At 69.1% G+C, this 11,380-nt stretch carries 11 protein-coding genes and 1 pseudogene; 8 read left to right on the forward strand and 4 right to left on the reverse strand.

All coding sequences use genetic code 11. From position 1 onward, the window contains the following. Positions 1–1,377 carry a SpoVR family protein gene (locus tag ACZ5RK_RS09755; RefSeq protein ID WP_464909004.1) on the forward strand — a complete coding sequence of 459 codons (1,377 nt, stop codon included), beginning with the start codon at positions 1–3 and terminating at the stop codon, positions 1,375–1,377. On the opposite strand, the gene ACZ5RK_RS09760 is transcribed toward ACZ5RK_RS09755, so the two are convergent. The 3 genes from ACZ5RK_RS09760 to pdo are packed head-to-tail and all read right to left on the reverse strand — an operon-like array spanning position 1,374 to position 3,251. Beyond that, on the reverse strand, positions 1,374–2,165 hold the full coding sequence (locus ACZ5RK_RS09760) for a TlpA family protein disulfide reductase (protein WP_464909005.1): 792 nt from the start codon (positions 2,163–2,165) through the stop codon (positions 1,374–1,376). The genes ACZ5RK_RS09755 and ACZ5RK_RS09760 overlap by 4 nt on opposite strands. Beyond that, on the reverse strand, positions 2,165–2,560 hold the full coding sequence (locus ACZ5RK_RS09765) for a rhodanese-like domain-containing protein (protein ID WP_054647359.1): 396 nt from the start codon (positions 2,558–2,560) through the stop codon (positions 2,165–2,167). Before ACZ5RK_RS09765 ends, ACZ5RK_RS09760 begins: the two co-directional genes overlap by 1 nt. A gap of 1 nt (position 2,561) precedes the next feature. After that, positions 2,562–3,251, reverse strand: coding sequence for a protein disulfide oxidoreductase (gene pdo / locus ACZ5RK_RS09770; protein ID WP_464909006.1), 690 nt, complete (start codon positions 3,249–3,251; stop codon positions 2,562–2,564). Between the two features lie 165 nt (positions 3,252–3,416). Here pdo and ACZ5RK_RS09775 point away from each other — a divergent pair, with 165 nt between their 5' ends. The 4 genes from ACZ5RK_RS09775 to ACZ5RK_RS09790 are packed head-to-tail and all read left to right on the forward strand — an operon-like array spanning position 3,417 to position 7,126. After that, positions 3,417–4,853: an MBL fold metallo-hydrolase gene (locus tag ACZ5RK_RS09775; protein ID WP_464909007.1), complete on the forward strand. Its 1,437-nt coding sequence runs from the start codon at positions 3,417–3,419 to the stop codon at positions 4,851–4,853. A 12-nt stretch (positions 4,854–4,865) separates the two neighbouring features. Next, positions 4,866–5,525, forward strand: coding sequence for a rhodanese-like domain-containing protein (locus ACZ5RK_RS09780; protein WP_464909008.1), 660 nt, complete (start codon positions 4,866–4,868; stop codon positions 5,523–5,525). Next, positions 5,522–6,268, forward strand: a complete 747-nt coding sequence (locus tag ACZ5RK_RS09785) for a sulfite exporter TauE/SafE family protein (RefSeq protein WP_464909009.1) — start codon at positions 5,522–5,524, stop codon at positions 6,266–6,268. Before ACZ5RK_RS09780 ends, ACZ5RK_RS09785 begins: the two co-directional genes overlap by 4 nt. Positions 6,269–6,277: 9 nt before the next feature. Next, positions 6,278–7,126: a nitrilase-related carbon-nitrogen hydrolase gene (locus tag ACZ5RK_RS09790; RefSeq protein WP_464909010.1), complete on the forward strand. Its 849-nt coding sequence runs from the start codon at positions 6,278–6,280 to the stop codon at positions 7,124–7,126. On the opposite strand, the gene ACZ5RK_RS09795 is transcribed toward ACZ5RK_RS09790, so the two are convergent. Continuing rightward, positions 7,121–8,035 (reverse strand): peptidylprolyl isomerase, encoded by a 915-nt coding sequence (locus ACZ5RK_RS09795; RefSeq protein WP_464909011.1) that lies wholly within the window; start codon positions 8,033–8,035, stop codon positions 7,121–7,123. The genes ACZ5RK_RS09790 and ACZ5RK_RS09795 overlap by 6 nt on opposite strands. Here ACZ5RK_RS09795 and hemE point away from each other — a divergent pair. The 3 genes and pseudogenes from hemE to hemG all read left to right on the forward strand — a co-directional run bounded on the left by hemE (position 8,034) and on the right by hemG (position 11,366). After that, positions 8,034–9,074, forward strand: a complete 1,041-nt coding sequence (hemE, locus tag ACZ5RK_RS09800) for a uroporphyrinogen decarboxylase (protein ID WP_464909012.1) — start codon at positions 8,034–8,036, stop codon at positions 9,072–9,074. The two genes, ACZ5RK_RS09795 and hemE, sit on opposite strands and share 2 nt — an antisense overlap. Continuing rightward, positions 9,071–10,023 (forward strand): annotated as a pseudogene (gene hemH / locus ACZ5RK_RS09805) (ferrochelatase). The gene hemE and the pseudogene hemH overlap by 4 nt, the downstream one beginning before the upstream one ends. Continuing rightward, positions 10,011–11,366: a protoporphyrinogen oxidase gene (hemG, locus tag ACZ5RK_RS09810; RefSeq protein ID WP_464909013.1), complete on the forward strand. Its 1,356-nt coding sequence runs from the start codon at positions 10,011–10,013 to the stop codon at positions 11,364–11,366. Before hemH ends, hemG begins: the two are co-directional and overlap by 13 nt. The last annotated feature ends 14 nt before the right edge of the window (positions 11,367–11,380 follow it).

Here is an 11,380-nt window from a genome sequence, read left to right on the forward strand (position 1 = left end):
GTGCAGAGGGAGCTACGCCGCTGGGCCAAGTTGCTGAAGGAGCGGGCGGAGGCCGAGGGGCTGAGCTTTGCCCCGGTGCTCTTTGAGGAGGTGGGACCCGAGGAGATGGCCATGCTGGCCGCCTACGGGGGGTTCCCCCGCCGCTACCCCCACTGGCGGTGGGGGAGCGAGTACCTGCGCCAGCGGGAGCTTTACCGCTATGGCCTTGGGCGCATCTACGAGCTGGTGGTGAACACCGTCCCCGTCCAGGCGTACCTCTTGAAGGGCAACACCCTCTTGGCCCAGAAGCTGGTCATGGCCCACGTCTACGCCCACGCCGACTTCTTCCACAACAACCTGGCCTTCAAGCCCATCCCCAAGGACATGCTCTCGGAGATGGCCCACCACGCCGCCTATGTGGAAAGGGCCATGGAGCGCCACGGGGCGAGGAGCGTGGAGGAGTTCTTGGACATGGCCCTCTCCCTAGAGAACCTCATTGACCCCCACGCCCCCTACATCCAAAGGCCCCTGGAGGAAGAGGAGGGGGCGGAACCCCAAAGGCGCCTTCCCGTACGCCCCTACCTGGACCCCTATGTGAACCCGCCCCCCGAGCCCCCCAAGGAAGCGGAGGAAGGGGCAAGCCCCAAACCCCTGCCCCCCAAGCCCACCCGGGACATCCTGGGCTTCCTGGCCCGGCACGCCCCCCTGGCCCCCTGGCAGAAAGGCATCTTGGAGATCCTGCGGGAGGAAAGCCTGTACTACGTGCCCCAGGGGGCCACCAAGATCCTCAACGAGGGCTGGGCCACCTACTGGCACACGAGGCTCCTCCTCCCCCTCCTCACCCCCGAGGAGGCCCTGGAGTTCGCCGAGATGCAGGCAGGCCTCCTCGCCCCTCACGGCCTGAACCCCTACCGCCTGGGCTACCTCCTCCTCCAGGAGGTGGAGGAGCGCTGGGACAAGGGGCGCTTTGGCCCCGAGTACGAGGCCCTCCCCCTGGGGGAAAGGCTCCGCTACGAGAAGCCCACGGGGGAGGGGCGGCGGAAGCTCTTCCAGGTGCGCACGGTCTACACCGACCTGAGCTTCCTGGAGGAGTTCCTGGCGCCGGAGTTCGCCCTAAGGCGCGGCCTCCTTTCCCCCGAGGACCTACCCCGCTTTGAGGAGGCCAAGAGGGCCCTCCTCTTCCGCCTCACCAACCTGGGCTACCCCCTGGTGGAGCTGGTGGACGCCAACTACCAAAACCGCGGGGAGCTCCTTTTGGTCCACGCCTACGAGGGGGTGGGGCTGGACCTCAAGCGGACCCAGGCGGTCCTGGAAAACCTCCACCGCCTCTGGGGCCGCCCCGTGCACCTGAAGACCCTGGTGGAAGGGAAGGAGACCCTGCTTTCCGCCAGCGCCTAGCGGAGGGCCCGGAGGTAGCCCAGAAGGAGGGCCTCGGAAAGCTCCCCCAGGTGCCGGGCCACCAGCCTCCCCTCCCCGTCAAAGAAGAAGGTGGTGGGTAGCCCCTGGATGCCCAGGGCCTGGGAGAGACGGGTCTCAGGGTCCAGGAGGACCCACTGGACCTCGAGGCCCCTCTCCTGCAGAAACTGCCGCACCACCAATGGGCCTTCCCCCTGGCTCACGAAGAGGAAGTGGACCCCGGGGTTCTCCTGGGCGAGGCGGGCCATCATGGGCAACTCCCTCCGGCAGGGCGGGCACCAGGTGGCCCAGGCGTTGAGGACCACGGGCCTCCCCCGGAAGCTCTCCAGGTTCACCTCCGTCCCGCCCAGGGTGGACAGGATCAGGGCGGGAAGGCGCCCCTCCTCCACCCTCCCCTGACGGGTGAAGAGGACCCCCGCCACCAGCCCCGCCGCCAGGGCCGCCCCCAGGGCGTACCGCCAAAGGTGTCTGGGCAAGGTCATGAGCGTATACCCCCCTCCTGCCAAAATACCCCACCAGGGGTCAAACCCCCCTTGCCAGAAGTAGAAGACCGAAAGGGGGTCCCTGGCGTAAACGGAAGCATTTTCCAGAACGAAACCAAGCCGCGCCCCCAAAAGCCCCACCAGAACGGCACCCTGGGCCCAGGGGGAAAGCCTTTTGTCCACCCGCCGGGCCAGGACCTCCGCCACCCCCACCAGGAGGAGAAGGGCCAGGGCCACCTGCACCCTGGCCCAGGGCAGGGCGAAGGGCCCCACCTGAAGCGCGTCCATCACCGGACCAAGGGGTACCCCGCCCGCTCTATGGCCAGCACCCCGCCCTCCACGTTGTAGAGGTTGGTGTAGCCCTTGTTCTTCAGGTACTCCGCCGCCTTTTGGCTGCGGTTTCCGCTACGGCAGTAGAGGTAGACGGGGCGGTCCTTGGGCAGGGTGTCGGCCCACTGGGCCACGGCCTCTAAAGGCAGGTTCACCGCCCCGGGGACGTGCCCCTGGGCGAACTCCTCCGGGGTCCTCACGTCCACCACCACCGCCCCGGACCCCAGGGCCCGGTAAAGCTCCTCCGGGGCCACGTTCTGGTACCTCCCCTTGGGCCCGCAGGCGGCGAGGACCAAGGGGAGGGCGAGGATCAGCGAAGCTACCTTGAAGCCAAGAAGGGCGCGGCGGGTCATGCTAGGCCTTCACCCCCACGGCCTTACGGATGGCCTGGAGGAACTGGGAAAGGGGCTGGGCCCCGAGAATGCGCTCCTTGCCGTGGTTGATGACCGTGTCCGGCACCCCGTGGATGTGGTAGCGGTTGGAAAGCTCGGGGAACTCGTTGGCCTCAATCATCTCGCCCCACACCTTGGGGGAGGCGTAGGCCATGCGGTGGGCGGTGCGCACCGCCTGCGGGCAGTAGGGGCAGGTGGGGGTGACGAAGACCTGGAGGACCACCTCCTCGGGGAGGTTGTTGAGCTCCTGGACCACGTTCTCGGGCAGGCCGTGGCCGTCCCGGCCCAGCATCTCAATGTCCTCCAGGAGGCTTGCGAACTCGTAGCCCGCAGGGATCCCCCGGTAGCGGAGGTTGAGGGCCTCCGAGCCCTTCTCCCGGAGGATCAGGGTGGGGGCGGCCTCCACCTTGTAGGCCTGGGCTATCTCCCTCCCCTCCGGGGTGGCCAGGTCGTAGACCACCAGGTGGAGCTTATCGGAGAGGGCAGAAAGCTCCTCCATAAGCTGCTTGGTCTCCTTGCAGTACATGCAGGGCTCCCTGCCCGGGGCGATGAGGGTGGAGGTGTCGGTGAAGAGCACCAGCTCCACGTCCCGGGTGAGGTTAGCGAGCCGCTCGCGCACGATTTCCTGTTCCTTGGGTCCTAGTAGCGCCATGTTTCCTCCCGGATACCCCCGTAGGGGTAGGTCCTTCAAACACTATAGCAGGGGTGGCCGTCAACGTACAGGGGCCCGGGAGACTTTGGGGGCGGTTGACACCCATTACCCCCGTGGGGTATATTTGGGCCGTAGGGACAAAGGTCCCATCTAGGAGGTAAAGCCATGGTGTTCCGCCAAATCTACGAAGAAGGGCTCGCCCAGATGAGCTACCTCCTGGGTTGCGCCGCCACCGGGGAGGCGCTGGTGGTGGACCCCAGGCGGGACGTGGACGTCTATTTGGAGCTCGCTCAGAGCCTCGGCCTCCGCATCACCGCCATCGCCGAGACCCACATCCACGCCGACTACCTCTCGGGGGCCCGGGAGCTCGCCAAGGCCACGGGGGCTACCCTCTACCTCTCCGACGAGGGGGACGAGAACTGGAAGTACAAGAACCTGGAGGGCTTCCCCCACGTCCTCCTCAAGGACGGGGACGAGTTTGGGGTGGGGAACATCCGCGTCCGGGCGGTCCACACCCCGGGCCACACCCCCGAGCACCTCTCCTTCCTGGTGGCGGACGGGGCGGTGACCGAGGAGCCCCTCCTCTTCCTCACCGGGGACTTCGTCTTCGTGGGGGACGTGGGGCGGCCCGACCTCCTGGAGGAGGCGGCCGGGATCAAGGGCACGGCCGTCCCCGGGGCCAGGCGGATGTTCCAAAGCCTCCAGGAGAAGTTCCTCACCCTTCCCGACCACGTCCAGGTCTGGCCCGGCCACGGGGCGGGCTCGGCCTGCGGCAAGGCGCTTGGGGCACTTCCCGCCACCACCGTGGGCTACGAGCGCCGCCACGCCTGGTGGGCGGAGTACCTGGAGAAGAACGACGAGGAAGGCTTCGTGCGGGCCCTCCTCCAGGGCCAGCCCGAGGCCCCCACCTACTTCAAGGAGATGAAGCGGCTCAACCGGGACGGGATGCCCATCCTGGGAGGCATCCCCCACCCGGGCCGCCTCACCCCGGCCCAGTTCGCGCGCTGGTTGGGAGAGGGGGCCATCCTGGTAGACACCCGGGACAAGTTCGCCTTCGCCGGGGGGCACCTCCCCGGGAGCATCAACATCCCCGCCGGGAAGAACTTCACCACCTGGGCGGGGTGGCTCCTCCCCTACGGCCAGCCCCTCGTCCTCCTGGCCCACCCCAGCGAGGTGGAGAGGCTCACCCGGGCCCTGGTTCGCATCGGCCTGGACGAGGTGGTGGGGTACATCCCGGGGCTTGAGGGCTACGCCCAGGGCGAGCTGGAGACCGTCCCCCAGATCTCCGTCAAGGAGGCCAGGGAGCTTTGGGCAAAGGGGAGCGCCGTCATCCTGGACGTCCGGGGGAGGGACGAGTACCTGGCCGGGCATATCCCCGGGGCCCTGAACCTCCACGCCGGCCGCGTCCTGGCCCACCTGGACAAGCTTCCCAAGGACCGGCCCCTCCTGGTCCACTGCGTGGGCGGGGACCGCTCCAGCACCGCCATCAGCGCCCTCCTGGCCCACGGCCTGAGGAACGCCCTCAACCTCACCGGGGGGATCCGGGCCTGGCAGGAGGCGGGCTACCCGGTGGTGAAGGGCGAGGAGCTGGTGGAGGCCTGAAGGAGGCCAGCCATGTACGAGACCCAGGTCAAGGACCTAAGCCCGGAAGAGGCCAAAAGGCTATACGACCAAGGCGTGCTCTTCGTGGACGTGCGGGAGGTGGAGGAGTACGCCCAGGCCAGGATCCCGGGGGCCAGGCTCCTCCCCCTCTCCGAGTTCCTGGCCCGCCACGGCGAGATCCCCAAGGACCAGCCCGTGGTCCTTTACTGCCGCACGGGCAACCGCTCCTGGCAGGCGGCGGCCTGGCTCAGCGCCCAGGGGTGGACGGGGGTCTACAACCTGGAGGGGGGCATCGTCCGCTGGTACCGCGCGGGGCTCCCCGTGGACACCACCCCGGTGGAGGTGGGCTACGCCGCCACCCCCTTTAAGGAGGTGGGGCCCCACGAGGCGGCGAGGCTTTTGGAGGAGGCCTTGGTGGTGGACGTGCGGGAGGAGTGGGAGTACCGGGAAGGCCACCTCCCCAAGGCCGTGAACATCCCCCTTTCCACCCTGCCCCAGAGGCTTTCCGAGCTCCCCCAGGACCGGCCCATCCTCCTCGTGTGCAACTCGGGGAACCGCTCCGGGGTGGCCGCCGACTTCCTGGTGCAGCAGGGCTTCCCCGGAGAGAAGGTCTACAACCTGGAAGGGGGGACCTACGCCTGGATGGGGGCGGGGTTCCCGGTGGAGCGATGACCCTGGCCCTCCTCGGCGCCCTGCTCGTGGGCCTCTCCCTGGGGCTTCTGGGCTCGGGGGGGTCCATCCTCACCGTGCCCGTTCTGGTCTACCTCCTGGGGGAGCCCCCCAAGCAGGCCATCGCCGAAAGCCTCCTCATCGTGGGGGGGATCGCCCTTCTGGGGGCGGTCCCCTACGCCCTGAGGGGGCTTGTGGACTTCCGGAACGTCCTCTTCTTCGGTCTACCCGGCATGGCGGGCACCTACCTCGGGGCATGGCTCTCCCAGTTCGTCTCCGGGGAGGTGCAGCTTCTCACCTTCGCCCTGGTCATGGTCCTCGCCGCCTACTTCATGGCCAGGCCCACCCCCTTGCGCACAACGCCGGGGAAGCGCAAGCCCTGGAAGATCGTCCTGGATGGCCTTTTCGTGGGCGCCCTCACCGGGTTCGTGGGAGTGGGCGGGGGCTTCCTCATCGTGCCCGCTTTGGTCCTCCTGGGGGGGCTTCCCATGCACCTCGCCGTGGGGACGAGCCTCCTCATCATCGCCATGAAGTCCTTCGCCGGCTTCTACAAGTACCTCCACCTCCTCCCCGCCCTGGGCCTTTCGGTGAACTACCCGGTGGCGGGGCTCTTTATCCTGGTGGGCACCCTGGGGAGCTTCCTCGGGGGGAGGGTCGCCGTGGGCCTGCCCCAGGAGGGCCTGAAGCGGGGCTTCGCCCTCTTCCTGGTGGCCATGGGGGTCTACATCCTGGCCCAGGGCCTTTAAACTGAGGGGGTGCCCTTCCGCACCCTCCTGGTCCTCCAGGCGGAGGTCATCCCGGAGGCCTACCGCTGGGAGGAAGCTTTTCGGGAGCGGGTCTTCGCCCTCCTGAAGCCCTTGGAAGGCACCCCCTCCCCGAGGCTTGCCGCCTTCCCCGAGCTCTTCGGCCTCCCCCTCCTCCTCCACCTGGAGGGGGAGGTTTCCGGGAAGGACCTCCTCAAGGACCCCCTCCTCCCCTGGCGGCGGGCCAGGCGGGCCTACGGGGTCTTCCACCGGGTCATGGCCGAGGCCGCCCGGGCCTTCGGGACCTACCTCCTTTCCGGCTCCCTCCTCTCCCCGCCTTACGAGGAGGAGCTCGCCCGGGGGCGCTTCGCCCGCACGCCCCTTTTCCAGAACCTGGCCCTCTTCTATAACCCCGAGGGCCGCCTCCTGGCCCAGGTGCCCAAGATGGAGCTCACCCCCCCGGAGAGGTGGCTCAAGGGGGGAGGCTTCGGCCCCCACCTGGTGGAGACCCGGGCCGGGCGGGTGGGGGTCCTCATCTGCTTGGACGGTTTTTTTGAAAAACACCTAGCCCGGCTGGACGCCCTGGGGGCGGAAATCCTCCTGCAACCCTCCGCCAACCCCGCCCCCTGGGACCGCCCCTGGCCCAAAGACCCCTCCCGCAAGGAAGGGGAGGTCTGGCTGGCCTCGGCGGAGGAGAGGCTCGTGGGCCGGGAGAACCTCAGGCTCCTCTTGAACCCCATGCTGAACGGGAGGATCCTGGGGCTAGCCTTTGAGGGGCGAAGCGGGATCTACGCTCCGGGAAAGGCCCTCCTCCTGGCCTCGAGGCCCACCGGGGACGAGGCCCTCCTCCTCACCCTATAGCCCTTCGGGGAAGAGCCGGATGGGGACCTTGCGGATCAGGGCTTTGGCCAGCTTCTCCCAGGCCAGGTCCCGCACCGGGGCTTTTAGGTCCTCCGCCACCTCCTCCAGGGGGTAGCGACCCGGGGGCACCACCCGCTCCAGGAGGACCAGGTGGAAGCCGTACTCGGTCCTCACGGGCGGGGAGACCTCCCCGGGCTTGAGGGCGAGGAGGGCCTTCTCAAAGGCCGGGAGGTAGGTGCCCACGGGCTCGCACGGAAGCTCCCCCCCGGACTCCTTGGAGCCCGGGTCCTGGGAAAGGGCCTTGGCCACCTCGGGAAAGGCCTCCCCCCGCTCCAGGCGGGCCATGGCCTCCTTGGCCTCCTCCAGAGTGGGGAGGAGGATGTGCCGGGCGCAGTAGAGGGTCCCGTGGCGGTACGCCGGGGAAAGGAGCCAGAGGAGCTTGAGGGCCGCCGGGGAAACCTCAAGCCTCTCCCGGTAGTGGGCCTCCAGGGCCTCGAGGGCCATGGCCTCGGCGAGGAGGGTGCGGTAGGTGGGGAGGTCCGGCACCCCGGCCTCCCTCAGGGCCCCTTCCAAGGCCCCCTCGCCGGGAAAGGCCCCCTTGAGCGCCTCCACCCGGGCCTCCACGCTGTCCGGCAGGGGAAAGAAGCCCTGAGCCCGAGCCACCTGCAAAAGCGCCCTCTCCTCCGCCAGGGCCTCGAGGTAGGGGGCGCGGTACTGGGCGAGAAGGGCACGGGTCTCCTCCGTGTCGGGCAGGCCCAGCTGCCGTAGAGCGCTTTTGGCGAAAATCCCGAAGCGGAGCTCAAACTGGCTCCTGGTGAGGACCTCCCCTCCCACCTGGGCCACCACGGGGTCCTCCTGGGCGAGGGCGAGGCCAGCGACCAAGGACAGGGCCAAAAAGAAGGCGCGCATGCCCCATGCTAGCATAGGGGGCGTGAACGACCTCATCCTGAAGGCGGCCCGGGGGGAGCCCACCCAGAGGCCCCCCGTCTGGTTCATGCGCCAGGCGGGCCGCTACCAGAAGGAGTACCAAGAGATCCGTCAGCGCTATACCCTCCCCGAGATCGTGCAAACCCCCGAGATCTGCGCTGAGGTCACCCTCCTCCCCGTGCGGCAGCTCGGGGTGGACGCCGCCATCCTCTTCGCCGACATCACCACCCCCCTTTACGGCATGGGGGTGGACCTGGACCTGGTGGAGGGCAAGGGGCCGGTGATCCACCGCCCCATCCGGGACGAGAAGGGGGTGGAGGCCCTAAGGCCTCTGGAGCCCGAGGAGGCGGTGCCCTTCGTGTTGGAGACCATCCGCATCCTCAAGCGGGAGCTTAAGGTCCCCCTCATCGGCTTCGCCGGGGCCCCCTTCACCTTGGCGAGCTACCTGGTGGAGGGGGGCCCGAGCCGCCACTTCCTCGAGGTGAAGGCCTTCATGTACCGGGAGGAGGCCCTGTGGCACCGCCTCATGGAGAAGCTCACCGAGGCCATGGCCCGCTACCTGAAGGCCCAGGCTGAGGCGGGGGCCGACCTCCTCCAGGTCTTCGATTCCTGGGTAGGGGCCCTCTCCCCCGCGGACTACCGCCTTTACGTCAAGCCCCACATGGAGAGGCTCTTCCGGGCCCTAAAGCCCCTCGGGGTGCCCGTGATCCACTTCGGGGTGGGGACCATGGGGCTCCTAAAGGACATGCGGGAGGCCGGGGGGGAGGTCCTGGGCCTGGACCACCACACCCCCCTCCCCTGGGCCCGGGAGGTCCTGGGGAAGAGCCCCGTGCAGGGGAACCTGGACCCGGCGGTCCTCCTCGCCCCCAAGGAGGTCATAAGGCGGGAGGTCCTGCGGGTCCTAAGGGAAAACGACGGGAGGCCAGGGCACATCTTCAACCTGGGCCACGGGATCCTGCCCAAGACCCCGGTGGAAAACGTGCGGTACGTGGTAGAACTCGTAAGGGAGGCAACCCCATGAACGTCCTACTGATGGCCTATGGTACCCCCTACGCCCCAGAGGAGATAGAACCCTACTACACAGACATCCGCCGAGGCAAAAGGCCCCCAGAGGAGCTTCTCCACGAGCTCAGCGAGCGCTACGCCGCCATCGGCAAAAGCCCCTTGAACGAGATCACCCTGGCCCAGGCCGTGCGCCTCCAGGCCCTTCTGAACCTGGAGGCCCCTTCCTACCCCAAGCGCCTCCTTGGGCCCTTCCCCCCCGCGCCCCCCAGGGCCCGGCGCGGGTGTACGTGGGCACCAAGCACTGGCACCCCACCCTCGGGGAGGCGGTAGCCGCCATGCACGAGGACGGGGTCAGGCGGGCGGTGGCCCTGGTGGCCGCTCCCCACTACTCCTTGAGGAGCGTGGCCGAGTACCAGGAGAAGGTGGAGGCCGCCCTCAAGGCCCTCCCTGAGCCCATAGACTTCGTCTGGGTGGAAAGCTACGAGGCCCACCCCGGCCTCATCGCCGCCTACGCCAGGAGGCTGGAGGAGGCCATCTGGCGGCTCAAGGACCCCAAGCGGGCGGCCTACGTCTTCACCGCCCACTCCATCCCCCTCTCCGCCGTGGAGAAGGGGGACCCCTACCCAAGGCAGGTGGAAAAAACGGCGGAACTCATCGCCAGGAGGCTCTCCCTCCCCCGCTTCCACGTGGCCTACCAGTCGGCGGGGCGCACCCCCGAGCCCTGGCTCGGCCCCGACATCAACGAGCTCCTGAGGAGGCTCAAGGAGGAGGGCTTTGAGGAGGCGGTGGTCCAGGCGGTGGGCTTTCCCGCCGACCACCTGGAGGTCTTCTACGACCTGGACCTCGAGGCCCAGGCCACGGCGAGGGAGGTGGGCTTGAGGCTCCTTAGGGCCCGGAGCCTGAACGCCGATCTGGACTACATCCAAGTCCTCAAGGATCTGGTGGAGGCGGCGTGGCTGAGGTAGCCGTGGTGGGCGGGGGATGGGCGGGGCTTGCTGCCGCCCTGGCCCTGAAGGAGGCGGGGGCGGACTTCCTCCTCCTGGAGGCCGCCCCCCGCCTGGGGGGCAAGGTGCGCACCCTGAGGCAGGGGGGCCTCCTGGTGGAAGGCGGCCCCGACGCCAGCGTGCGCTACAAGAAGGAGGTGCTGGACCTCGGCCAGGCCTTCGGCCTCGAGCCCATAGGCACCCTTCCGCAAAAGCCCTCCGCCCTCATCCTGCGCAAGGGGAAAGCCCACCCCCTGCCCGAGGAGCTTTTCCAGGTGGTTCCGGGAGACCTCGGCGCCCTGGCCAAGACCCCCCTCCTCTCCTTCCCGGGGAAGCTCCGCGCCCTCCTGGACCTCCTCCTCCCCCGGGGGGCCAAGGAGGACGAGGCCCTGAGGGAGTTCGTGGAGAGGCGCCTAGGCCCGGAGGCCTACCGGGCCCTGGTGGCCCCCCTGGCCGGGGGGATCTACGGGGGGGAGCCCGACGAGCTTTCCCTAAAGGCGGCCTTCCCGCAGCTTCTGGAGCTGGAGAGGAAGCACCGGAGCCTCCTCCTCGGGGCCCTTAAGGCCCGCAAGGGGCGGGGGAGCCGGGAGGGAGGAAGCCTCTTCTTCTCCTTCCCGGAGGGCCTGGGAAGCCTCACCCAGAGGATGGCCGAGGCCCTTGGGGAAAGGGTCCTCCTGGCCACCCCGGTCCTGGGGCTGGAGCCTTCGGGGGGTCGCTTCCGCCTCCACACCCCCCGGGGGACCCTGGAGGCCGAGACCGTGGTCCTGGCCACCCCCGCCCCCCAGGCGGCCGCCCTCCTCAGGCCCTTCCTCCCCGAGGCCACGGCCCTCCTCAAGGGCATCCCCCACGCCCCGGCGGCCACGGTGAGCCTGGCCTTCAAGGAGGCGTTGCCGGTGGCGGGCCACGGCCTCCTCATCGCGGGGGGGGAGGGGTACCGGGTGCGGGGCTTCACCTGGACCCACAAGAAGTGGCCCCACCGGGCCCCGGAGGGCTTTAGCCTGGTCCGGGCCTACCTCTCGGGGGAGGTGGCCCGGCTTTCCGAGGCCGAACTGGCCCGGGTGGCCCTGGAGGACCTGAGGCGCTTCCTGGGCCGGGAGGTGCGCCCGAGCCACACCTTCGCCTTCCGCTTCCCCGAGGGGATGCCGGGCTACCGGGTGGGCCACCTGGAGCGGGTGGAGCGCCTGGAGATGGCCCTCCTCAAGGCCCCGGGGCTCTTCCTGGCGGGGAACTACCTGGAAGGGGTGGGGCTTCCCGAGGTGGTGCGCTCGGGAAAGAGGGCGGCGGAAAGGGCCCTGGCCTACCTGGCCCTGGCCAAGACCCCCTAGCGCCACGCCCCCTC

The organism is Thermus kawarayensis JCM 12314 (genome assembly GCF_055393575.1).